The organism is Brevundimonas sp. KH_058 (assembly GCF_057838505.1).
The window spans coordinates 2,377,374-2,398,728 of record NZ_CM174469.1; the positions used below are offsets into that span (position 1 = coordinate 2,377,374).

At 66.3% G+C, this 21,355-nt stretch carries 23 protein-coding genes and 1 tRNA gene; 17 read left to right on the forward strand and 7 right to left on the reverse strand.

The features are described 5' to 3' along the window. Positions 1–142 precede the first annotated feature (142 nt). Positions 143–577 carry a biopolymer transporter ExbD gene (locus tag AC3ISA_RS11615; protein ID WP_372693445.1) on the reverse strand — a complete coding sequence of 145 codons (435 nt, stop codon included), beginning with the start codon at positions 575–577 and terminating at the stop codon, positions 143–145. A 168-nt stretch (positions 578–745) separates the two neighbouring features. Further along, the gene (gene folE, locus AC3ISA_RS11620) at positions 746–1,360 is read right to left on the reverse strand and encodes a GTP cyclohydrolase I FolE (protein ID WP_489178009.1); all 615 of its coding nucleotides are present in this window, start codon (positions 1,358–1,360) and stop codon (positions 746–748) included. 107 nt (positions 1,361–1,467) lie between these two features. On the opposite strand from folE, the gene cysS reads away from it, so the two are divergent. Next, positions 1,468–2,919 (forward strand): cysteine--tRNA ligase, encoded by a 1,452-nt coding sequence (gene cysS / locus AC3ISA_RS11625; protein ID WP_489178010.1) that lies wholly within the window; start codon positions 1,468–1,470, stop codon positions 2,917–2,919. Positions 2,920–3,577: 658 nt separating this feature from the next. Here cysS and AC3ISA_RS11630 read toward each other — a convergent pair. Then, positions 3,578–4,861 (reverse strand): lytic murein transglycosylase, encoded by a 1,284-nt coding sequence (locus AC3ISA_RS11630; RefSeq protein WP_489178011.1) that lies wholly within the window; start codon positions 4,859–4,861, stop codon positions 3,578–3,580. Between the two features lie 192 nt (positions 4,862–5,053). Here AC3ISA_RS11630 and AC3ISA_RS11635 point away from each other — a divergent pair. The 5 genes from AC3ISA_RS11635 (at position 5,054) to AC3ISA_RS11655 (ending at position 6,767) form a co-directional block, all read left to right on the forward strand. Continuing rightward, a tRNA-Ala gene (locus AC3ISA_RS11635) sits at positions 5,054–5,130 on the forward strand. 204 nt (positions 5,131–5,334) lie between these two features. Beyond that, positions 5,335–5,460 carry a type B 50S ribosomal protein L36 gene (gene ykgO / locus AC3ISA_RS11640; RefSeq protein WP_008263184.1) on the forward strand — a complete coding sequence of 42 codons (126 nt, stop codon included), beginning with the start codon at positions 5,335–5,337 and terminating at the stop codon, positions 5,458–5,460. A gap of 195 nt (positions 5,461–5,655) precedes the next feature. Further along, positions 5,656–5,931: a nucleoid-associated protein GapR gene (gene gapR / locus AC3ISA_RS11645; RefSeq protein ID WP_135195123.1), complete on the forward strand. Its 276-nt coding sequence runs from the start codon at positions 5,656–5,658 to the stop codon at positions 5,929–5,931. A gap of 12 nt (positions 5,932–5,943) precedes the next feature. After that, the gene (locus AC3ISA_RS11650; RefSeq protein WP_489178012.1) at positions 5,944–6,324 is read left to right on the forward strand and encodes a hypothetical protein; all 381 of its coding nucleotides are present in this window, start codon (positions 5,944–5,946) and stop codon (positions 6,322–6,324) included. A gap of 56 nt (positions 6,325–6,380) precedes the next feature. Next, positions 6,381–6,767 carry a GIY-YIG nuclease family protein gene (locus tag AC3ISA_RS11655; protein WP_489178013.1) on the forward strand — a complete coding sequence of 129 codons (387 nt, stop codon included), beginning with the start codon at positions 6,381–6,383 and terminating at the stop codon, positions 6,765–6,767. 3 nt (positions 6,768–6,770) lie between these two features. Here the strand turns inward: AC3ISA_RS11655 and AC3ISA_RS11660 are convergent, their stop codons facing one another. Next, positions 6,771–8,222, reverse strand: a complete 1,452-nt coding sequence (locus tag AC3ISA_RS11660) for a sigma-54-dependent transcriptional regulator (protein WP_159850062.1) — start codon at positions 8,220–8,222, stop codon at positions 6,771–6,773. A gap of 105 nt (positions 8,223–8,327) precedes the next feature. Next, complete coding sequence (locus AC3ISA_RS11665) at positions 8,328–10,100, reverse strand: FG-GAP repeat domain-containing protein (RefSeq protein WP_489178014.1); 1,773 nt, start codon at positions 10,098–10,100, stop codon at positions 8,328–8,330. Between the two features lie 97 nt (positions 10,101–10,197). On the opposite strand from AC3ISA_RS11665, the gene AC3ISA_RS11670 reads away from it, so the two are divergent. The 9 genes from AC3ISA_RS11670 (at position 10,198) to AC3ISA_RS11710 (ending at position 17,464) form a co-directional block, all read left to right on the forward strand. Continuing rightward, complete coding sequence (locus tag AC3ISA_RS11670; RefSeq protein ID WP_489178015.1) at positions 10,198–11,991, forward strand: M3 family oligoendopeptidase; 1,794 nt, start codon at positions 10,198–10,200, stop codon at positions 11,989–11,991. 77 nt (positions 11,992–12,068) lie between these two features. Further along, on the forward strand, positions 12,069–12,341 hold the full coding sequence (locus tag AC3ISA_RS11675) for an aa3-type cytochrome c oxidase subunit IV (protein WP_489178016.1): 273 nt from the start codon (positions 12,069–12,071) through the stop codon (positions 12,339–12,341). Positions 12,342–12,480: 139 nt separating this feature from the next. Continuing rightward, positions 12,481–13,614 (forward strand): Re/Si-specific NAD(P)(+) transhydrogenase subunit alpha, encoded by a 1,134-nt coding sequence (locus AC3ISA_RS11680; protein ID WP_489178017.1) that lies wholly within the window; start codon positions 12,481–12,483, stop codon positions 13,612–13,614. A 23-nt stretch (positions 13,615–13,637) separates the two neighbouring features. Beyond that, complete coding sequence (locus AC3ISA_RS11685) at positions 13,638–13,850, forward strand: hypothetical protein (RefSeq protein ID WP_489178018.1); 213 nt, start codon at positions 13,638–13,640, stop codon at positions 13,848–13,850. Then, positions 13,850–14,197 (forward strand): NAD(P) transhydrogenase subunit alpha part 2, encoded by a 348-nt coding sequence (locus AC3ISA_RS11690; RefSeq protein WP_489178019.1) that lies wholly within the window; start codon positions 13,850–13,852, stop codon positions 14,195–14,197. The genes AC3ISA_RS11685 and AC3ISA_RS11690 overlap by 1 nt, the downstream gene beginning before the upstream one ends. Further along, complete coding sequence (locus AC3ISA_RS11695) at positions 14,194–14,460, forward strand: hypothetical protein (protein ID WP_488813358.1); 267 nt, start codon at positions 14,194–14,196, stop codon at positions 14,458–14,460. The genes AC3ISA_RS11690 and AC3ISA_RS11695 overlap by 4 nt, the downstream gene beginning before the upstream one ends. 13 nt (positions 14,461–14,473) lie before the next feature. Further along, positions 14,474–15,895: an NAD(P)(+) transhydrogenase (Re/Si-specific) subunit beta gene (locus tag AC3ISA_RS11700; protein ID WP_489178020.1), complete on the forward strand. Its 1,422-nt coding sequence runs from the start codon at positions 14,474–14,476 to the stop codon at positions 15,893–15,895. A gap of 110 nt (positions 15,896–16,005) precedes the next feature. Continuing rightward, the gene (locus AC3ISA_RS11705; RefSeq protein ID WP_489178021.1) at positions 16,006–16,305 is read left to right on the forward strand and encodes a hypothetical protein; all 300 of its coding nucleotides are present in this window, start codon (positions 16,006–16,008) and stop codon (positions 16,303–16,305) included. A gap of 52 nt (positions 16,306–16,357) precedes the next feature. After that, the gene (locus AC3ISA_RS11710) at positions 16,358–17,464 is read left to right on the forward strand and encodes an acyltransferase family protein (protein WP_489178022.1); all 1,107 of its coding nucleotides are present in this window, start codon (positions 16,358–16,360) and stop codon (positions 17,462–17,464) included. 4 nt (positions 17,465–17,468) lie between these two features. On the opposite strand, the gene AC3ISA_RS11715 is transcribed toward AC3ISA_RS11710, so the two are convergent. Beyond that, positions 17,469–17,693 carry a hypothetical protein gene (locus AC3ISA_RS11715; RefSeq protein ID WP_372693429.1) on the reverse strand — a complete coding sequence of 75 codons (225 nt, stop codon included), beginning with the start codon at positions 17,691–17,693 and terminating at the stop codon, positions 17,469–17,471. Positions 17,694–17,784: 91 nt separating this feature from the next. Between AC3ISA_RS11715 and AC3ISA_RS11720 the strand changes: the two genes are divergently transcribed. Together AC3ISA_RS11720 and AC3ISA_RS11725 are read left to right on the forward strand one after the other, a co-directional pair. Next, entirely contained in the window at positions 17,785–18,774 is a 990-nt protein-coding gene (locus AC3ISA_RS11720; RefSeq protein ID WP_489178023.1) for a helix-turn-helix transcriptional regulator, read from the forward strand. 72 nt (positions 18,775–18,846) lie between these two features. Continuing rightward, positions 18,847–20,280 carry a hypothetical protein gene (locus AC3ISA_RS11725; protein ID WP_489178024.1) on the forward strand — a complete coding sequence of 478 codons (1,434 nt, stop codon included), beginning with the start codon at positions 18,847–18,849 and terminating at the stop codon, positions 20,278–20,280. Positions 20,281–20,339: 59 nt separating this feature from the next. Here the strand turns inward: AC3ISA_RS11725 and AC3ISA_RS11730 are convergent, their stop codons facing one another. Next, entirely contained in the window at positions 20,340–21,317 is a 978-nt protein-coding gene (locus tag AC3ISA_RS11730) for a DUF6607 family protein (RefSeq protein ID WP_489178025.1), read from the reverse strand. Between the last annotated feature and the right edge of the window lie 38 nt (positions 21,318–21,355).

The window sequence follows — 21,355 nt, forward strand, 5'->3', positions numbered from 1 at the left end:
GGCGAACTCCTCGAACAACCGATGCGGCATCAAGGGGGTGTCACGTCGATCCGGCAAGCCCCTATCTCACAGATCATGGCCGCAAAGAAAAAGGCCGCGTTCCTCTCGGAACGCGGCCAAAATTCTTGAACGGACGAACGTCCTATTCGATGTCTTCGTTCAGCAGACCGACCTTGAAGAAGCCGTTCTCCTGCATCTTGTTCATGACTTCCATGAACTGCGAGTATTTTACTTCCGGCTGAGCGCGGACGAAGACGCGCTCTTCCTGGCAGGAACCGCCGCCCAGGGCCGTGCAGACATCAGCCGCCAGGTTGTCGATCGAGGTTTGGTTCTCGGCGATGAACAGCTGACCGGTGTCCTGGATGGTGATGTACACCGGTTCCTTTTCCTCGGTCGGATTGGTGGGCGGCTGTGCCGGCGGCAGGTCCAGACGGATCGAGACGGTCGCCATCGGCGCGGCGACCATGAAGATGATCATGAGCACCAGCAGAATGTCGATGAACGGCGTGATGTTGATATCCGCCGTCTGTTCGATCGTGTGCTTGTCCCCACCGGAACCGCCGATCTTCGCAGCCATGCTCGTCTCCGTTACTCGCCGGCTGCAATCCGCGCCGACATTTCCCTATGGATCGCCCGAAGGCTTGTTCGGTTCTTGGCGTCCCGATGCGGGCTTGTAAAGCGGTTCTAAACGATCTGCCGTTCCCGAACGTCAATTATACGCGACAGTCGTCCCCGAGTTCGGGCTTCAGGCCTTGGCCAGCTTCAAAAAACGGTCCGCCAGGGCAGGATCGTCCTTGAAGGCGCCGGTGAAGCGGGTCGTGATGGTCGAAACGTGCCGATGGTGCACCCCGCGCGTGGTCATGCATTGATGCTCGGCGTCCACCAGCACCGCCACGCCGCGCGGCTGCAGGTGCGATTCGATGGCGTCGATGATGTCGTTGGTCAGGGTTTCCTGGTTCTGCAGGCGCCGCGCATAGATCTCGACCACCCGCGCCAGCTTGGAGATGCCGACCACCTTCTCGCCGGGCAGATAGGCGACATAGGCCTTGCCCAGGAAGGGGGCCATGTGGTGCTCGCAATGGCTCTCCACCTCGATGTCGCGCAGGATGACCATGTCGTCATACCCGGTCACGTCCTCGAAGGTGCGCGACAGCTCCTTGCCCGCATCGGCGTCATAGCCGTCGAACCATTCGCCGTAAGCGTCCACCACCCGCTTGGGCGTGTCGATCAGGCCGGGACGGTTCGGATTGTCGCCGGCCCAGGCGATCAGGGTCCGCACGGCCTCCAGCGCCTGTTCGCGCGACGGGCGTTGAACTGTGTCGTCGCTGACGAGGACGGGCTTGGCGGGGATGACGCTCATGAACTCGATCCGTTGAGGCAGGCGCCTCTATAAACGATAGACTATATGTCAGGCCGCTATATGGGACGGACCCTCCGTCCTGCAAGAAAACGAAGTCCACCTCTCCTATGCCGCTGCACATCCACGACACCCTGCGCCGTGAAAAGCGCCTGTTCGAACCGCGCGATCCGAACCGGGTGACCCTCTATGTCTGCGGCCCGACGGTCTATGACTACGCCCATATCGGCAACGCCCGCCCGCCGGTGGTGTTCGACGTCCTGGTGCGGCTGCTGCGCCGGACCTACGGAGCGGACAAGGTCATCTACGCCCGCAACGTCACCGACGTGGACGACAAGATCAACCAGAAGGCCGCCCGCGAGGGCGTGCCGATCGGCGATGTCACGGCCCGCTACGAGGCCGCCTATCTCGCCGACATGGGCCTGCTGAACGTCAGTCCGCCCGACCTGGCCCCCCACGTCACCGACTATATCCCCGCCATCGTCGATCAGATCCAGGCCATCGTCGACGCCGGCTGCGCCTATGCGGCGGAGGGCCACGTCCTGTTCGATGTCTCGTCCTACAAGGCCTACGGCGCCCTGTCGGGCCGGAACCTGGACGACATGATCGCCGGCGCCCGCGTCGAGGTCGCCCCGTACAAGAAGAACCCCCACGACTTCGTCCTGTGGAAACCCGCCAAGCCGGACGAGCCGTCCTGGCCGTCGCCCTGGGGCGAGGGGCGTCCCGGCTGGCATATCGAATGCTCGGCCATGATTGAACAGACCCTGGGCCTGCCCATCGACATCCACGGCGGCGGCATCGACCTGGTCTTCCCCCATCACGAGAACGAGATCGCCCAGGGCGTCTGCGCCCACGGCCATGCCCATGACGATCAGGCGCACGACGAATACGCCCGCTACTGGATGCACAACGGCTTCCTGACCGTGGACGCCGAGAAGATGTCCAAGTCCATCGGCAACGTCCTGCTGCTGCACGACCTGGTCCAGGCCATGCCGGGCGAGGTGGTCCGCTGGGCGCTTCTGTCGGCCCACTATCGCCAGCCGCTGGACTGGAACCAGGGGTTGCTGGACCAGAGCCGCAAGAACCTCGACCGGATTTATGGCGTCCTGCGCGACGCCGACGCAGCTTTGGCCGACTTCGACGAGGCCTCACTGGACGAGGCAGAGCTGGAACTGGCCGAGAACGCCCTGGACCCTGTGCTGGAGGCGCTTGAGGACGATCTCAACACGCCGGGCGCCATCGCCCAGTTGTTCGGTCTCGGAAACGCTCTGCGCGACCTGCTGAACGACGCCGAGGCCGACATCAACGAGGTCGCCATGGCCCGCTGGAGCCTTGCAGAGGCCGCCGGCCTGCTCGGCGTTCTGTCTCTGACGCCGGACGCCTGGTTCGAGGGCGGCGATCCCGCTCTGAAGGCCGAGGTCGAGGCTCTGCTGAAGCAACGCACCGCCGCCCGCGCCGCCAAGGACTGGCCCGAGGCCGACCGCATCCGCGACCGCCTGAACGCCCTGAACGTCGTCGTCATGGACGGCCCCGAAGGCGCCACCTGGCGGATGAAGGGCTAGGGTGTCCCTTCTCCCCTCGGGGGAGAAGGTGGCTCGCGGAGCGAGACGGATGAGGGGGTTGGTTCCGCAGCCTCTTCCTCACCGTTTCGAGGCGGACAGAAACCCCTCATCCGAGGCCTCCGGCCCCACCTTCTCCCTCAAGGGGAGAAGGAACGCATAGCGCCGATTTGGCCCCAGCCATCACAATGACGCTGGTTCATTCCCAGCGAATCCAACCGCTTGCCGATTTATGTCCCCCTTCTCCCATCCCCCTTCCGAAACGCGCGTATTCTGAACCCGTCCCGTCGCCCGGAGGGCTCGCTTGGCCTGCGACCTTGCGGCGGCGGGAGCGGATGGAACGGGAGCGATGGTGAAACTCCATCGCGCCGGCATCGACTCATGGAGCGGTGTCGGAGGGTCGAGGGGGATACTCGATCGCACTCGGGACGGGGTTTCGCAGACTCCGCCGACCCGTCGCAGGCTTATGGGGTTAGGCGATAAGACCGCCACCGCTCGACGCCCCGAGCTTGCAGGCCAACCATCCGCGCGGAGCGTCAACCCTTCGTCGAAACGGTAACACCAAAACCAAACTCCGGGCGAAGGCCCGGCGCTCCGCCCAGCCCTCCATCCCTCCGCCCGTGAAAGGCAGGAGCGCCGAATCATGCCCGGATTTACAGCCTCAGCCCGCCCGGCGGATCAGGTCGTCCGCCAGCGTCGGCGTCAGATAGCCGTCGGCGATCCGACCCGTCGCCACCTGCCAGCGGCGCAGGGCCGCGCGGGTGTTGGACCCGATCACGCCGTCGACGCCTTGCGTATCGTAACCCAGTTGCGTCAGCGCCCGCTGCGCCCCGATCCGCTGCTCGCGCGACATCGACGGATCGTTTGGCCAGGCCTTGGTCAGGGCCGGCTTGCCCATGATCCCGTCCGCCGTCAGGCCGATGGCCAGGGCGTAGCTGACCGAGTTGTTATAGCGGCGGATCACATAATGGTTCGGCAGGGCCAGGAAGGCCGGACCGTTCGCGCCCTGCGGCAGCAGGATGGTCGCCTCTTCCAGGGCCTCGGCCCCGTTCGGCGTGCCGCCCTGGGCCAGGCGCACGCCCTTGGCCGCCCAATAGGCCCAGTTGTGTTTCGGGCCTTCCGCCTCGGCATAGTCGAAGCCGGAGGGCAGGGTGATCTCATAGCCCCAGCCCTGGCCGCGCTTCCACCCGGCCTGGGCCAGCAGGTTGGCGGCGGACGCCAGGGCGTCGGCGTCGTCGGCCCAGATGTCGACCTTGCCGTCGCCGTCCTGATCCACGCCCAGACGCAAATAGTTGTCGGGCATGAACTGGGTCTGGCCCATGGCCCCGGCCCAGCTGCCCTTCAGGCCCGCGCGCTCGCGGCGGCCGTCCACGACGATGTCCAGCGCATCCTTCAACTGGCCCTCGGCCCAATCCCGCCTGCGACCGTCATAGGCCAGAGTCGCCAGCGAGCGGATGACGTCATAGTCGCCCTGGACTTGCCCGAAGGCGCTTTCCTGCGCCCAGACCCCGACCAGGATTTCGCTGGGCACGCCGAAACGCTGCACCACCGACCACGGCACCCGGTCGATGCGCTGCTTGGCCTGGGCGATTCGCACCGGGGTCACGGCGTTCTGGATATAGGCGCCGGCGGGTTTGGAGAATTCCGGCTGGTTTCGGTCCAGGCGGATCACCGTCGGATCGGGCGCAAGGCCGTCCAGTTCGCGGGCGTAGTCGGCGCGGCGGGCGCCGCCCTTGCGCGCCAGGAACCCCTGTTTCCAACCCTCGAATCCTTGCTGGTCATAGGCGGCCAGCGGCGGCGTCTGCGGCGCGGGGGCAGGGGACGTGACGGGCGCGCCCGGTTGCGGCTGGGGCTGCGGCGTCGGCAGAGCCACCTGCGGCTCGGGCAACATGGGGGCGCAGGCCGAGACGCAGCCGATGAGGAGAAGGCGATAGGAAAAGCGCATGAGATTCAAACTAAAGCCCCCGAGGTCAGACGTGAAATGACATCCGCGCGAATGTCCTTTTCACGGCCATAAAGCGCTTGTGAGGCGAAAGCGTTGCCTTGCTTCTCCCGGCTCGGGTGCAATGCACTGTATTAACCACCTTTATATTGGACGACTTAAGCGTGTGTAGCGTAATGACGCACAAGCTCTGACGGCCTGATGGCGGAGTGGCGACGCGGCGGGCGTGCAACCCCGTAAACCCTCCGTTCGACTCGGAGGTCAGGCCTCCATCCTTTTTTGAGCGTGCTATCGCCCTTCGGGCTACTTGAGCACGTGAGAGGAAATGCGTCGCCAGGCAGGCTGGGCCTAGGTTCTATGCGGTTTTGGCCTTTGGCGGGTTGACCTTACGAACCCCTCTCTCTATACGACCGCCCTCCGCCGCGATCCGACCGGGTCAGCGGCTTTCTTATTGGTTTCTCTCAGGACGTCCGACCATGAAGGTCCGTAGCTCGCTCAAGTCCCTGAAGACCCGCCACCGCGACTGCAAGGTCGTGCGTCGCAAGGGCGTCGTCTTCGTCATCAACAAGACCGACCCGCGCTTCAAGGCGAAGCAGGGCTAAGCAGCGTTTGCAGCACGTCGCCTCGGCGGCGCGCGCACGCTGCGTCGCGCTCAAGTCGCCCGAAGGGCGATAGCGCAGTTGAAAGACGATGATCCACAGGCTGCGGATTTCTGTCCGCGGCCTTTTTCGTGTTCGCGGTTGAGTCGCACCTGTCGGCATGGTTAGCGTCCGCGCCTGATTTCTGGAGTATCCCTCATGGCTGACGACGCGTCCTTCGACGGTGGTCCCGACATTCTCAACGCGACGGCCCAGGGCCGTCTGCGCACCATCATCGAACGCCTGGAGCGCCTCGAAGAGGACAAGCAGGCCGTCATGACCGACATGAAAGAGGTCTTCGCCGAGGCCAAGGGCGAGGGCTACGACGTCAAGATCCTGCGCAAGGTCATCCGCATCAGAAAGCAGGACAAGGCCAAGCGCCAGGAAGAAGACGCCATCCTGGACCTCTACCTGTCGGCGCTCGGCGAGATCTGAGGCTGACCCGGCTTGAAGCGCACTCCCTTCAAGCCAGGAGGCGGGCTGTCGCGATCAGGCAGTCCGAAAGGCGATGGCTTCGTCCAGAAGCCTACCCCGAGTCCATTTGAGCAACAGCGCGAAGCCGCCAAACGCGCTGCTCTCAACGCTTTGAAACGCGCCCGCCGCTCTGCAGAGAAGGCGGGCGTTTCGCTGTCCGAATGGGAGGGCGAGTTCATCGACTCGGTCAGCGACCGCGTCAAGATCCACGGCCGCGCCTTCGCCGACCCCGAAAAGGGCGCGCCGGGCCAGGCCCTCTCGGCCATGCAGGGTCGCAAGCTGAAAGAGATCACCGCCAAGGCCAACGGCGAAGAGCCGAAACGCCGGTGGGGCAGGAAGCCGAAAGAACCATAACCGTTCGTCATCCTCGGGCTTGACCCGAGGATCGGGCCATCCACAACTCAGCGTTTATGAGCGAGCGCCGACCTTTCATTGCCACCTATATCCAAGCCAGCCGACCGTACGGCGTCCTTTACATCGGCATGACGTCGAATCTCTTCGAACGCGGCCATCAGCACAGGACAGGGGCTTTCGAAGGTTTCGCCAGTCGCTACGGCTGCGGGATGCTGGTCTGGTACGAGCAGTTCGAATTGGTCACGACCGCAATCCGCCGGGAAAAAGCGTTGAAGCGCTGGAATCGCATCTGGAAGCTGGAACTGATCGAACGGACGAACCCTGGGTGGGTCGATCTCTATCCCAGCCTGTGCGGCTGGACGCCTGATCCTCGGGTCAAGCCCGAGGATGACGAAGAGGGGAGTGTGGCGGCGTTTCTGAAACGGCTGGAATCAGGCGGGTAAGCCTCAGCCGGCTTCCTTCAACTGACCTTCCAGGCCCTGTTCGCGGACCTTGCGATACAGGGTCGAGCGGCCGATCCCGAGGCGGCGTGCGATCTCGCTCATGTGGCCGGCATAGACCTCGATGGCGTGCTGGATCAGGTCGCGTTCGATGTCTTCCAGCGTCCGCAGATGCCCGCGGTCGTCCAGGATGCGGATCGGCTGGTCCGCCTGGCTGGCGTGATCGGCCTGGGCGCTGGCGGCCGTGGCGGCATACAGGGGCTGGGCGTCCGGCATGGGGGCGGCGACGCCCGAGACGGCGGGGAAATCGTGCGGCTGCAGGAAGGGCGCATCGGCCAGGACGATGGCGCGGAACACCGCATTCTCAAGCTGGCGCACATTGCCGGGCCAGTCGAACCCTTGCAGCAGGGCCAGGGTCTCGGGCGCGCAGCCGGCGATCCGCTTGCCTTCCTCGGCGTTGAAGCGGGCGATGAAATGATCGACCAGGGGCGCGATGTCCTCGCGTCGCTCACGCAGCGACGGGGCCTCGATCGGGAAGACGTTCAGGCGATAGAACAGGTCCTCGCGGAAGGCGCCGTCCTTGACCTGTTGGGCCGGGTCGCGATTGGTCGCCGAGACGATGCGGACGTCGATCTTGACCGGCCGCTTGCCGCCGACAGGGTCGATCTCGCCTTCCTGAAGCGCGCGCAGCAGCTTGACCTGCATATCCAGCGGCAGTTCGCCGATTTCGTCCAGGAACAGGGTGCCGCCGTCCGCCTCTCGGAACTTGCCCAGCGTCTTGTCCACAGCGCCGGTGAAGGCGCCCTTCTCGTGCCCGAACAGGATGGACTCGATCAGATTGGCGGGCAGGGCGCCGCAGTTGACGGCGATGAAGGGCTTGCCGGCCCGGTCGCTGGCGCCGTGCAGGGCGCGAGCGATGACCTCCTTGCCGACGCCGCTCTCGCCGGTGATCAGGACGGGGATGGACGACTTGGCGGCCCGGGCGCCCAGCGCCTTGACCATCCGCATCGGCGCGCTGTCGCCCACGATGTCGTCGAAACTGGTGCGGCCCTGGACGCGCTTGGTCAGGCGTCCGACCTCTGCCGTCAGCCGCTTCATCTGCATGGCGTTGCGGACCCCGACCAGCAGGCGTTCCGGCCCGACCGGCTTGACGAAGAAGTCCTGGGCCCCGGCCTGCATGGCCTTGACCACCATGTCGATGCCGCCGTTGGCCGTCAGCACGATGACCGGCTCGTTGATGCCGGCGCTGCGCAGCTCGGCCAGGCACTCCAGCCCCGACATCTCGGGCATGACCATGTCCAGCAGGATCAGGTCGGCCCCGCCGCCGCGCACCATCCGGTCGATGGCCTCGCCACCGCTGGCGGCATGGACCACGGCGTTGCCGTCCCGCTCCAGCACGGCCTGGATCAGCCGGCGCTGGGTCGGATCGTCGTCAACGACCAGAATGGTCTTGGCCATGAAAGCCCCTGTGCTTTGCCCATCCACAACGCGGATGACCCGTTTCGGGACGATTTCTAGGCCGTCGAGGTGAAAATCGGGTGATGGGGCATGGTGTCTGCGTCGTTAACGACCGCTGGGATTGTCGCACCGAATTTCGGGAGACGCCTGCAGTTTCTGGCCGCCGACGATCAGGTCCGGCAGAGCGGCCGGAGCCGTGGTCACGCCTGTCGAAAGGGCTCCGTGCAGGGCCTCGGTATTGCGGCTGCATGCGGCCTGATACTGCCCGACTTTGCGCCACTGCCCGTCGTCGTCATTCTGCTCGAATGCCAGGACCGTCCGAGCCATCGCAACCAGCAAGTCTTCTCGGCCGTCGCCGTTCAGATCCAGCGTCCGAACGGTGCACGGACTGGCCACGGAGCAGCCGAACAGGACATCGGCCTGGCTTTCGATCTGCATTTGGAAGCTGGCGGGAATGGTCTGGCCAGCAACGGCTTGCAGCCGAACGGCCGCCGCGCGATCCCGACGCGCCTTGGGCGTGTCGCCGGATCGGTAGGTTCTGGCCTTGGCCGCGCGGGCCAGGCGTGCGGTCTCGGCATCGCTGGATCGCGTCAATGTCTCCAGCGCGGCTGTCCCGACCTTGCCACTCTCGAACCTCAGGAAATCATAGTCGAAGTCTCGCGCCGAGACCGCGCCGCGTTCCAGCCGCGCGATCTGATCCTTCACCGACATCCGCGCGGGATCGGCCAGGGGGCTGAACAGGGCCAGGATGACCAGCACCGACAGGACGGCGGCGACGACATTGGTCCGCTCCAGCGACTTCATCCAGCAGCCCGGCTTCACCGCCGCCAGCAGATAGCCCGCCCCATAGACCGCACCGACCAGGGCGCAGGCGGCGGCGATGATCCGGTCGGGCGTCAGGCCGTGCTGGCCGATCCGCAGGCCCAGCCCCCATAGGGCCAGGATGACCAGGGGCGCGATCAACACCGAGGCGATGCGCACGCCGTATTTCAGCACGACCGGCGGCAGATTGTCGGGCCGACCGTCCTGATAGGCCGTGTTGATCAGCACGATCAGGGCGGCGGCGGCCGACAGGACCAGGGCCGTGGCGCTGCGTGTCTCCCACAGGCCGTCCAGTCCAGTGAAAGGCAGGGCCGCCAGGAAACCGCCGACCAGCACGGTGATCACCAGCAGCAGCCAGGACAACAGCATCAGGGCCACTGTCCGCACGCCCCGGATCAGGCCGTCGCGCACGTCGGTCAGCTGGACCGCCGTGGCGAAGATCAGGACCGTGACGGGGATGGAAAACCAGGCTTCGCGCAGGATGTCCTGCAGGAAGCTGAGGCCGATCATCTTGAACAGGGCCGCGCCCAGATGCAGCAGCACCCAAAAGGCGCCGGTGAAGCCCAGCGACAGGGCCAGTTGCACCCCGGCCTTCCAGGCCACGTCGAAATACTCGGGATAGTCGACGATCCAGCGCCGCTCGCGGACCGCCGGGACGATCAGGTGATGGGCGATGAACAGGGCCGCCGCGCCGAACGCCAGGACCGGGAAGCTGAGGAAGGGCGCCTGACGGAAGGTGTCCGCCGCCTGACGCGCCACGTCGTGCGCCCCCAGCAAGGCCAGAACCACCGCAGCCACGCCCGTCCACAGGGCCAGGGCCAGCGGCTTGATCCGCCCCGCCGCCGCCAGCACGACCACGGGACCATAGCCCGCCGCCAGGGCCAGGGCGCCGAACAGGGCCGGCTGGGTCTCGGGCCAAACATTCTTGTCGGCCGCCAGATACAGCAGATAAAGCGCCAGGCCTTGGACCAAACCGGTCGCCAACCGAATCGCGAACAGACCGGACGTCCCGCCCAGGCCTGTGCGGCCGGTATCTTGATGCGTCGTCTCGGTCATTCACATGTCTCCAAAACGCAGGATTGCACGGCCGGCATCGTCGAGAAAGCGTGGCGGAAGGTTGCAGCCGTCGTCCGACATCCCCAGAACAGGGATCATGAACGCTCCCTTCAAGACGCCCAGCACCGAAGCCCCGCTGTGGGACCTGACCGACCTCTACGCCTCGCGCGACGACGCCAAGGTCGCGGCCGACCTGGAAAAGGCGCGGGGTCTGGTGGATTCGCTGAATGGCTTGAAGGGGAAGCTGGCCGCCGAACAGGACGCCGCCAGCCTGGGGGCCGTGCTGGACCGGGCCATCCACCTGTATGAGCAGGCGTCGGACGTGCTGGGCGCGCTGGGCGCCTACGCCTTCCTGTCGGCCTCGACCGCGCGCGACGATGCGACGGCCCAGGGGTTCGAGGCGGATGTCCGCGAGAAGATCACCGCCATCGCCACCCCCACCGTCTGGCTGACGCTGGAGATCAACCAGATCGACGATGCGGCGCTGGAGGCGGCCCTGACAGCCCACGACGGCGCGGCGCGCTGGCGGCCGTGGCTGCGTCGGGTGCGAGCCATGAAACCGCATGAACTGTCGGCCGAGCTGGAGACCTTCATCGCCGAGCGCGGCCCGATCACCGCCCAATGGCCGCGCCTGTTCGACGAGCAACTGGCCGCCCTGCGCGCCAAGGCCGGGAATGAAGATCTGACCTTGGCCGAGGCGCTGAACCGCCTGTCGGACGCCAAACCCGCGCGTCGCAAGGCCGCCGCCGAGGGCCTGTCGGAGGCCTTGGCCGCCCGCGCCCCGACCCTGGCCCTGGTGCTGAACACCGTCGCCGCCGACAAGGCGATGGAGGATCGCTGGCGCGGCTTCAAACGCCCCGCCGACAGCCGCCACCTGGGCAACGAGGTTGACGGCGAGGCCGTGGACGCGATGGCCGAGGCCGTCGCCGCCGCCTATCCGCGCCTGTCGCATCGCTATTATGCGCTGAAGGCCAAGGCGATGGGCAAGGCGCGGCTGGATCACTGGGACCGCAACGCCCCAATCGAGACCACTGCGCCGCGCGCCTTCACCTGGACCCAGGGGCGCGAGATCGTGCTGGACAGTTTCTCGGACCTGGGCGGCGACTTTGCCGACCGGGCGGGCGGCTTCTTCGACAAGCCGTGGATCGACGGCCGGGCGCGGGCGGGAAAACAGTCCGGCGCCTACGCCCACCCCGTCACCGCCGACCGCCACCCCTATGTCTTCCTGAACTGGATGGGCGAGCGGCGCGATGTCCTGACCCTGGCGCACGAACTGGGGCATGGCGTTCACCAAACCCTGGCGGCGGATCAGGGCACGCTTCTGGCCGACACGCCGCTGACCCTGGCCGAAACCGCGTCCATCTTCGCCGAGGGCCTGACCTTCGACCGCCTCTTGGCGACGGCGCCCAAGTCGGAGCAGCGCGGACTGCTGGCCGGCCGGATCGAGGATGGGCTGAACACCGTCGTGCGCCAGATCGCCTTCCACCGTTTCGAGACCCGATTCCACGACGAGCGCCTGCAGGGCGAGGTGTCGCAGCAGCGCATCAACCAGCTGTGGCTGGAGGAGATGGCCGCCTCGCTGGGGCCGTCGGTCAAGTTGAACCCCGGCTATGAACACTGGTGGGCCTACGTCAGCCACTTCGTCCATTCGCCCTTTTATGTTTACGCCTACGCCTTCGGCGACCTGCTGGTGGCGGCCCTGATGGAGGCGCGGCGCAACGATCCGAAGGGCTTCACGCCGCTGTATCGCGAACTGTTGGCCGGCGGCGGATCGCGCACCTATGTCGAGGCGTTGAAGCCGTTCGGCCTGGACCCGCGCGACCCGGCCTTCTGGAGCGTGGGCTGCCAGAGGCTGGAACGTCTGGTGGATCAGTTCGAGGCGCTGGGCTGATACGATAGCTGACTGCGGGCTTGAGCGGGGCGGGCGCCTCGGTGTAAGTCCGCGATAACGACGAGGGGATTTAACGCATGGCCGACCTGCACGACACCGCCAACGCACCTGCCGACGCCGATGCGCAAGCCTATCTGCGCGGCCATATGGAAGTGCGCGAGCAGCTCTCGACCTACAGCCTGTTCCTGAACCTGGCCAAGTGGGGCAGCCTGGCCATCGCCGTCCTGCTGCTGTTCCTGACCCTGTGGTTCCATCCGGGCGGCAGCTTCATCGCCGCCGTCATCGGCGCGGTCGTCCTGGGCGGCGCTGGCTTCATGGCGCTGAAGTCCAAGCCGGGCGCCGCGCACTGATCCTTCGATTGGTTGCAGCATTTCCCGCTGCGGCGGTCTGAAATCGCGCGACTTCTCCAAGCTTTGGCATAACCGTGCTTTGACGGCCTGCGCCGGAACGGCCTAACCTTCGTTCAACGAAAAGAACGAGGGGATTCGCTTGGCCGTCGCTATCGCCGTCACAAGAGAACGCCGCGAAGGCGAGACGCGCTGCGCCGTCACGCCCGAGACCGTGAAGAAGCTGATCGCCCTGGGCGCGACCGTTACGGTCGAGGCCGGGACCGGCCTGGGCTCCTCCATTCCCGACGCCGACTACACAGCCGCCGGCGCAACGGTGAAGCCGGACACCCGCGCCGTGCTGGACGGCGCCGACATCGTGCTGAAGGTGCGCGGCCCCACGGCCCAGGAGACCAGCGCGCTCAAGCCTGGCGCCATCGTCGTCGCCATGCTGGACGGTTATCGCGACAAGGCCACGGTCGAGGCCCTGACCGGCGCCAACGCCACCGCCTTCGCCATGGAGTTCGTGCCTCGCATCACCCGCGCCCAGGTCATGGACGTGCTGTCGTCCCAGGCCAACCTGGCCGGATACCGGGCGGTGATCGAGGCGGCCTATGCCTTCGGCAAGGGCTTCCCGATGATGATGACGGCGGCCGGCACGGTCGCCCCGGCAAAGGTCTTCATCATGGGCGTCGGCGTCGCCGGGCTTCAGGCCATCGCCACCGCGCGGCGTCTGGGCGCCGTCGTCACCGCCACCGACGTGCGGCCCGCCACCAAGGAACAGGTCGAGAGCCTGGGCGCCAAATTCCTGGCCGTCGAGGACGAGGAGTTCAAGAACGCCCAGACCGCCGGCGGCTACGCCAAGCCCATGTCGGCAGAATATCAAGCGAAGCAGGCCGAACTGACCGCGACCCATGTGCTCAAGCAGGACATCGTCATCACGACGGCCCTGATTCCGGGCCGGGCCGCGCCGGTGCTGCTGACCGCCGCCCATGTCGCCTCGATGAAGCCCGGCTCGGTCATCGTCGACCTGGCGGTCGAGGCGGGCGGCAATGTCGAAGGCTCCAAGCTGAACGAGGTCGTGACCACCGCGAACGGCGTCACCATCGTCGGCTGGGCCAACCTGCCCGGCCGCATCGCCGCCGACGCCAGCGCCCTCTACGCCCGCAACCTGTCGGCCTTCGTCGGGCTGATGCTCAAGGACGGGGCGCTGTCGGTCGATCTGGAGGATGAGATCCTCAAAGCGGCGGTGGTCACCAACGCCGGGGCCGTGGTGCATGAAGGGGTGAGGGGATGATTTCGCCGAGAGCCAGAAATATCTTGAGGAAGTTCGCCTTGCTCGCGCTTTTGGTCGGACCTGTGGTCCACATAGGCTTGATCCTCATCTTGGGCATTTCTCGCCGCTATTCGGAGGGGACTATGGTCTTGAGCGTGATGAGCGAAATTCCTGCGGTTCTGTCCAACATGGCAATCGCGGGCATTCTGATCGTTGCGTTGAGCGTCGATGAACGTATCGAATCCAGAGGGGCATAATGGAACACGTCGATCCCACCGTCTTCCGCCTGGCCATCTTCGTGCTGGCGATCTTCGTCGGCTATTACGTCGTCTGGAGCGTGACGCCGGCCCTGCACACGCCGTTGATGGCTGTGACCAACGCCATTTCCAGCGTCATCATCGTCGGCGGCCTGATCGCGGCGGCAGCGGTGTCGGGTGACGCGACCGGCCCCAGCGCCTGGATCGCCAAGGGCGCAGGCGTCGTCGCCGTCACCCTGGCTAGCGTCAACATCTTTGGCGGCTTCATGGTCACACGGCGGATGCTGGCCATGTACAAGAAGAAGGAGCGGCCGGCGCCTAAGCCTGCTCCCGAGGCGTCTTCGTGACGGACGCCGCGCAGATCGCCATCACCGGCTCCTGGGTCGCCACCGGCATCGGCTTCGGCCTGTGGCTGTACGGCTGGTTCGGAACCAAGGTGCCGATCAAGCGCCAGCGGTTGCACGACTGCGGCATCGCCCTGGTCTTTTCGGCCATCCTGGTTCGGGTCGTGACCCAGGACCGGCCGTTGGGCGTCTTCGAATGGGCCCTGTTCTTCATCGGCCCGCTGTTCATCGCCGCCGCCCTGTGGCGGCTGGCGCGCACGTCTTGAGGGGAGGGGCGTGATGAACGCATCGCTGGCCGCATTGGCCTATCTGGTTTCGGGCGTCCTGTTCATCCTGTCGCTGCGCGGCCTGTCCAGTCCCGAGACCAGCCGCCAGGGCAACACCTTCGGCATGATCGGCATGGCCCTGGCCATTGGCGTGACCCTGCTGACGCTGGGCACGACGGGGGCTTTGGACACCGTGACCCTGGCCCTGATCGCCGGCGGCGTCATCGTCGGCGGCGGGACCGGCGCCCTGATCGCCAAGCGCGTCGCCATGACCGACATGCCGCAACTGGTCGCCGCCTTCCACAGCCTGGTCGGCATGGCCGCCTGCCTGGTCGCCATCGGGGCGATCTATGCGCCCGAGGCCTTCGGAATCCTGACCGACGACGGGACGGGCATCAAGATCCTGTCGATCATCGAACTCAGCCTCGGCGTCGCCATCGGGGCCATCACCTTCACCGGTTCGGTCATCGCCTTCGCCAAGCTGAACGGCAATATGAGCGGAGCGCCGATCATCCTGCCGGCGCGGCACCTGATCAATGTGGGCCTGGCGCTGGGCCTGGTCTTGCTGATCGGCATTCTGATCGGCACCAACGGCGCGGCGACCTGGGCCTTCTGGGGCGTCTTCCTGATCGCCCTGATTCTGGGCGCGACCCTGATCATTCCCATCGGCGGCGCGGACATGCCGGTCGTCGTCTCGATGCTGAACTCCTATTCCGGCTGGGCGGCGGCGGCCCTGGGTTTCACGCTGGAAAATATCGCCCTGATCATCACCGGCGCCCTGGTCGGGTCGTCGGGCGCGATCCTCAGCTACATCATGTGCAAGGGCATGAACCGCAGCTTCATCTCGGTCATCCTGGGCGGGTTCGGCGGCGGCGACGCGTCGGCCGGTCCCGCCGGCGCCAAGGAAACGCGCCCGGTCAAACAAGGCTCGGCAGAGGACGCCGCCTTCATCATGAAGAACGCGTCCAAGGTCATCATCGTCCCCGGCTACGGCATGGCGGTGGCCCAGGCCCAGCATGCGCTGCGCGAAATGGCCGACAAGCTGAAGGAGGAAGGCGTCGAGGTGAAATACGCCATCCACCCCGTCGCCGGCCGGATGCCGGGCCACATGAACGTCCTGCTGGCCGAGGCCAACGTCCCCTATGACGAGGTGTTCGAGCTGGAAGACATCAACGCCGAGTTCGCCACCGCCGACGTCGCCTTCGTCATCGGCGCCAACGACGTCACCAACCCCGCCGCCAAGACCGACCCTGCCAGCGCCATCTACGGCATGCCCATCCTGGACGTTGAAAAGGCCGGCACCGTCCTGTTCATCAAGCGCGGCATGGCGGCGGGCTACGCCGGCGTCGAGAACGAACTTTTCTTCCGCGACAACACCATGATGCTGTTCGCCGACGCCAAGAAGATGGTCGAGGGGATCGTGAAGGGGCTGTAGGGACCATGACCAGCACGCCTAAGACCGGCCCCACCGACGCTTCGGTTGCCGACTTCCTGTCCAGGATCGAAGACCCACGCCGACGGTCGGACGCTCAAGCCGTCGCTGCAATGATGGCGGAGATCACCGGCGAACCGGCCGTCCTGTGGGGACCGTCCATCGTCGGATTCGGCAATACAGGTGGACCGAAGGGCGGCTGGCCCCTCATCAGCTTTTCACCAAGAAAAGCCAATCTGGTCCTGTATGTGTCAGGCGATTTTCCTGAGCGGGCGCAGCTTATCCCCTGCCTCGGCAAGGTGAAGGCCGGCGTCGGCTGCCTCTACATCGCGCGCCTTGAGGATGTCGATCAGACGGTCCTGCGGGACCTTTGCGATCATGCTGTTCGAGCGCTCAAGGCTGGTTCTGACTGAAGTCTCACCAGCCCCCCTATCGCCCAACCTTGACCGGCGCTATCACGCGTCCGTGAACACATTGTCCGGACCCGTCCCCGTCGCCCATCGCCGTTTCGAGGCCTTGGACTCCCTGCGCGGGGTGTGCGCCATCCTGGTGGTGATGTTCCACATGCCGGTGGCAAGTCACTGGCGCGATTGGGGTTTCGTCCAGCATTCCTATCTGTTCGTCGATTATTTCTTCGTGCTGTCGGGCTTCGTCATCGCCCATGCCTATGCGAACCGGCTGAAGTCGGGGCGGGACGCCGGGCGGTTCATGGTGCGGCGGTTCGGGCGGATCTGGCCGCTGCATCTGCTGATGCTGGCGGCCTTCGTCGGGCTGGAGCTGGCGCGGCTGGTGTTCCACTTCGACAGCGCCCCGCCGTTCACGCGGGACCGGTCGATCGAGGCGATCTTCACCAACCTGGCGATGATCCAGGCCTGGCATGTCCATCCCTATCTGACCTGGAACGGGCCGGCCTGGACGCTCAGCGCCGAATGGGCCTGCTATCTGATCTTCGCCGGTCTGGTTCTGATTGCGCCGAAACGGTTTCGCTGGATCGGTCTGGTTCTGGCGATCATCGGGGGCGTACTGGTGGTCAGCTACGCCCGGCGCTGGATGAACACGACCTATGACTTCGCCGTGCCGCGCGCGGTCTATGGCTTCTTCCTGGGCTGTCTGCTGCAGGGGCTGTGGACGCGCATTCCTCGGCTCAAGGGCGGCGCCGCGACGTTGCTGGAGGTCTCGGCCATCGTCGCGGCCTGCGTCTTCATCGGCTATGCCCAGGGGCCGATCACAGTGGCCGTTACACTGGTCTTCGTGGTGCTGGTCTGGGTCTTCGCGGGCGAGGACGGCGCCCTGTCGCGCGTACTGGATCATCCGGCGCTGGTCACCCTGGGGCGGTGGTCGTTCGCTATCTACATGGTCCACATGTTCATCCTGACCGTGATGATGATCGTGGCCAGGAAGCTGGACTGGGTGCCTGTGCGACGCATCGATTTCGGCTCGGTCTGGCTGAACGACCTGTTCGCCGTCGCCATGTTCGGCTTCATCGTGGCGGTCGCGGTCGTCGCGCACCGACTGGTCGAACAGCCGGCGCAGCGGATGATCGACCGCTGGACCAAGCCGAAAGCGGCCTGAGCCTTTAGGCCGCCATCCGCCATTCCGAGGGCATGTCGCCTGCACGGCCTTCGTCCCACAGCATGTCCTCGTCCGAGTAGCGGCTGCTGGCGGCGGCCGAGATGACGTCCACCACCTGTTCCTCCAGCCGATCCCAGATCACGGCGAGGTCGGACGAGCCGTCGGCCTCGCACGGCACGATGATATAGCGGCTGGCGTTGATCGTCTGGGTAGGTTGGAAGCGAGCCATGATGTGATCTCCTGAAGCGACGGCCTCTTGTCGATGATTGGGTTATGGCGCAGTGTTGCGTCAGAAACGGACGTAGGTATAAGGATCGGCGGTGAGACACGACAAGGCGGCGATGGTGATCGAACTGGCGCGGCGTATGGCCGCCAGCGCCGAAGGTCTGTCCATCGACGAAATGGCGCGCGACATGCGGGTGGGCCGCCGCACCGCCGAGCGGATGCGCGACGCGGTGATGATGCTGTTCCCCCAGGTGGACGAGGTCTCGGACCCGCCGTCGAAACGCTGGCGTATCCGTGGCGGCCTGTCGGCCTTCGAACAGGCGCCGACGGCGACCGAAATGCTGGAACTGTCCAAGGCGGCATCGGCCCTGCGGGCCGCCGGCGAACCGGCGCGGGCGACGGCGCTGGAAGGGCTAGAGCGCAAGCTGAAGGCGGCGATGCGGTCCACCACCTTGAACCGGATGGCGCCGGATCTGGAGGCCCTGGTCCGGGCCGAGACCATCGCCGTCCAGGCCGGGCCGCGTCCGTCGGCGGACGAGGCCATGCTGACCGCCATTCGCGGCGCCGTGCTGGCGCAGCAGCCGCTGGGCTTCACCTATTCGCGGCCAGGCGCCGAGCCGCGTCGGCGCAGCGTCGCCCCGTGCGGCGTCATGTTCGGCCGCGCCAACTATCTGGTCGCCGCCGACCGAGAGACCGGCCGTATCCAGACCTTCCGCCTGGATCGGATGAGCCACGTCGCCCCGCAGGAGGGGCTGGCCGTCCCGCCCGCCGATTTCGACCTGGGCATCTTCGCCAGCCAGTCCTTCGGCATCTATCAGGACGAGATCGAGGATGTGGTGCTGCGGATCACGCCCCAGGGCGCGACCGAGGCGAAGAGCTGGCGCTGGCACCCGACACAGAGTTTCGAGGATCAGGCGGACGGCGCGGTCGTCGTGCGGTTCCGGGCCTCGGGCATGCGCGAACTGGCCTGGCATCTGTTCACCTGGGGCGAGCAGGCGCAGATCCTGGCGCCCGAGCGACTGAAGGCCGTCATGGCCGGAGAACTGGCGGCGGCGGGGCGCGCCCTGGAACGGGCCTCAGCCTGACGAAACCGTAAGCTGACGCGGTGCGTTCAGCACCGCTAGGCTTCGCGCCGACCATCCTTCAGGAGATCGCCCTTGCGCGTCCACGCCTTCGCTTCGTCCGCCATCGCAGCCGTTTTCCTGTTGGGCGGCGCCTGTGCGGCCGGCCCGGTCGTTTCGCGACAGGTCGTTCTGGAGGAAAGCGCACCTCAGGTGACCGTGACGCGCGATGGCGACCATCTGAACATCGACTATCGGTTCGGGCGCGACGTGCCGGTCTGGGCCTTCATGGATTCGGCGCTGGAGACGGATTCACGCCAGCCCTGGCGGCCTCGCCAGTGGACGGTGCAGACGCCGGGCATGGTGATGGAGCGACGCGGTCACTACGACATCATCCGCAGCACGAACGGCGGGCCCGTGCCGCGCGAGGTGCGGTTCCGCGTCAGGCCGCAGGCGGTGGACCTGGAGGCGGAGTATCCGACCCTGCTGTTCTCCAACGGCGCGGTCGCCCTGCCGACGCGGCAACTGGACGTCTTCGCCCTGCCGTCGGCCCAGGCGGCGGAGGCGGTGCCGGACGACCTGAACCGGGTGACGCTGGACGGCGGGTCGTCGCGCGTGACGTGGCGCGACGACAGTGGGCCGGTGCTGTTCAATGGCCGTCGGCATGACCAACTGACCACCATGGACGAGCGCAGCTACGTCTTGCTGGGCGAGGCGACCGTGACGCCGGGCGAGGGGCTGTCGACCGTGATCGACCCCAACCTGCCGCCCTGGATTGGCGAGGAGATTCGAGGGTTCGCCCCGCGCGTCGGCCAATATTACCGCGATCGGCTGGGCGCGCCCGGCTCGGGCGGCGACACCCCCATCGTCATGGTGGCCTGGAACGGCCCGACCGAACAGATGACCAGCATGGGCGGCAGCGTCCTGCCCGGCCTGATCGTCATGTCGTTCGAGGGGCGGGGCGTGACCACGGCCCAGCCCGACATCATGGAGCGGTCGCGCTGGTTCATCGGCCATGAGGCGGCGCATTTCTGGCTGGGCCAGACCGTCCGCTATCAGTTCGCCGACGAGGCCTGGATCACCGAGGGCGGGGCCGACCTGATGGCGGTGCGGGCGCTGAAGCGTCTGGACCCCACCTATGACGCCCGCAGCGAGCTTCAGTCCGAGATCGACGACTGTGTGAACCTGGCCAGGAAGCCGGTCGCGCAGGCGGGCGCGCGCGGCGAACACCGCGCCTATTATGCGTGCGGCGCCGTCTTCGCCATGACGGCCGAGGGCGCGCAGAAACAGCGGATGGGCGGCGACTGGCTCGACTTCCTGAAACCCCTGCTGCGTCAGCCGGACGGCGTGCTGAGCCGCGAGGAATGGCTGACGGCTCTGACGCGGACATCGCGCGATCCGTCGCTGCGCGGGGATGTGGAACGGTTGCTGGATCAGGGCGCGGCCGATCCGTCCGCCGTGATCGCGCGCCTGTTCCAACGAACCGGCGTGGCCTTCCGCTTAGACAATGGCCGCATCGTCCTGAGCTGAAACGAAAAATGGCGACCGGAGAAACCGGCCGCCGTCTCACGCTCCGCGCTGGGGGATGGTCAGCGCGGCGTCGTGGCCTCGGTGATCAGGACGCGCGCCTTGGCGACGGCTTCGGCTTCGGTGGTTTCGCCATCCGCGATCTGTTGCGCCAGGTCCATCAGCGGCGTGCCGGTGACCGATCCTGTCTCGCCGATCTCCTGCAGATGGATGCCGTCATGGGCGGCGATGGCGGCGTCCCAGGCGTCGCGCACGGCGGACCAGAAGCCTTGCGTCCTGGTCCAGTAGTCGTCGCCGGCCTGGGGCGAATAGCTGGTCGAGCGATCATAGGTGTTGATGACGTCTTCCTGGACGATGGCGATCGGCTCGCCGCCGGCCTTGCCCGACATCTTCATATTGTCCTGGATGTGGACCCACCCATCCGGCGTCAGGATGTGGCGGTTGGTCCCCAGATAACGGTCGTAGACCGGGTTGCGCACCGCATCGCGACGCGCCAGCGGCCGCCACGTGGCGTTCGAGGTCCAGGCCGACAGGCCGTTGTCATAGGTCCATCGGCCGACGCCGCCGTAGCGGGGCGAATCGTCGGTCTGCCACACCGTTTGTGACCAGGCGCCGGTGCGCTCGGCTTCTGGCACCGCCGTCAGGGTCCACTGGTTCGGCCCGGCATAGGTCAGGACCGTCTGGGGCTGATAGACCCAGTCGTGACGCCAGTGTTTGATGACCATGACCTGGCCCTCATGCTCCATGACCAAGATGTGCTGAAGGCTGATGCGGTCGCCCTTGTCATAGACGACGCGGACGATCTCGCTGCCGCCCGACAGTTTTTCCTCCAGCGGGTCGTAGTCGGCGCGGAAGCTGACGTTTTCGCGCATGTCGAAGTGGACGCGGTACTGGCCGGCCTGGCCCAGGATCGACTGGCGATCCCGTTCCAAGGCGCTGGCGGGCGCAGAGGCCTGTGCGGTCTGGGCGGCGGCGTCCGACGCCTGTGCGGTCGGGGCGGCGGCCGTCAGCAGGGCGGCGGCGATCAATATGGCGCGCATCGGGCGGCTCCTTGAAGCGTGGGAAAATTTCATGGTCG

Excerpts from the sequence above, each read along its gene's own strand:
- AC3ISA_RS11615 (WP_372693445.1), bottom strand. The coding sequence starts at position 577 with ATGGCTGCGAAGATCGGCGGTTCCGGTGGGGACAAGCACACGATCGAA.
- folE (WP_489178009.1), bottom strand. The coding sequence starts at position 1,360 with ATGAGCGTCATCCCCGCCAAGCCCGTCCTCGTCAGCGACGACACAGTT.
- cysS (WP_489178010.1), top strand. The coding sequence starts at position 1,468 with ATGCCGCTGCACATCCACGACACCCTGCGCCGTGAAAAGCGCCTGTTC.
- AC3ISA_RS11630 (WP_489178011.1), bottom strand. The coding sequence starts at position 4,861 with ATGCGCTTTTCCTATCGCCTTCTCCTCATCGGCTGCGTCTCGGCCTGC.
- ykgO (WP_008263184.1), top strand. The coding sequence starts at position 5,335 with ATGAAGGTCCGTAGCTCGCTCAAGTCCCTGAAGACCCGCCACCGCGAC.
- gapR (WP_135195123.1), top strand. The coding sequence starts at position 5,656 with ATGGCTGACGACGCGTCCTTCGACGGTGGTCCCGACATTCTCAACGCG.
- AC3ISA_RS11655 (WP_489178013.1), top strand. The coding sequence starts at position 6,381 with ATGAGCGAGCGCCGACCTTTCATTGCCACCTATATCCAAGCCAGCCGA.
- AC3ISA_RS11660 (WP_159850062.1), bottom strand. The coding sequence starts at position 8,222 with ATGGCCAAGACCATTCTGGTCGTTGACGACGATCCGACCCAGCGCCGG.
- AC3ISA_RS11665 (WP_489178014.1), bottom strand. The coding sequence starts at position 10,100 with ATGACCGAGACGACGCATCAAGATACCGGCCGCACAGGCCTGGGCGGG.
- AC3ISA_RS11670 (WP_489178015.1), top strand. The coding sequence starts at position 10,198 with ATGAACGCTCCCTTCAAGACGCCCAGCACCGAAGCCCCGCTGTGGGAC.
- AC3ISA_RS11675 (WP_489178016.1), top strand. The coding sequence starts at position 12,069 with ATGGCCGACCTGCACGACACCGCCAACGCACCTGCCGACGCCGATGCG.
- AC3ISA_RS11690 (WP_489178019.1), top strand. The coding sequence starts at position 13,850 with ATGGAACACGTCGATCCCACCGTCTTCCGCCTGGCCATCTTCGTGCTG.
- AC3ISA_RS11700 (WP_489178020.1), top strand. The coding sequence starts at position 14,474 with ATGAACGCATCGCTGGCCGCATTGGCCTATCTGGTTTCGGGCGTCCTG.
- AC3ISA_RS11705 (WP_489178021.1), top strand. The coding sequence starts at position 16,006 with ATGATGGCGGAGATCACCGGCGAACCGGCCGTCCTGTGGGGACCGTCC.
- AC3ISA_RS11715 (WP_372693429.1), bottom strand. The coding sequence starts at position 17,693 with ATGGCTCGCTTCCAACCTACCCAGACGATCAACGCCAGCCGCTATATC.
- AC3ISA_RS11730 (WP_489178025.1), bottom strand. The coding sequence starts at position 21,317 with ATGCGCGCCATATTGATCGCCGCCGCCCTGCTGACGGCCGCCGCCCCG.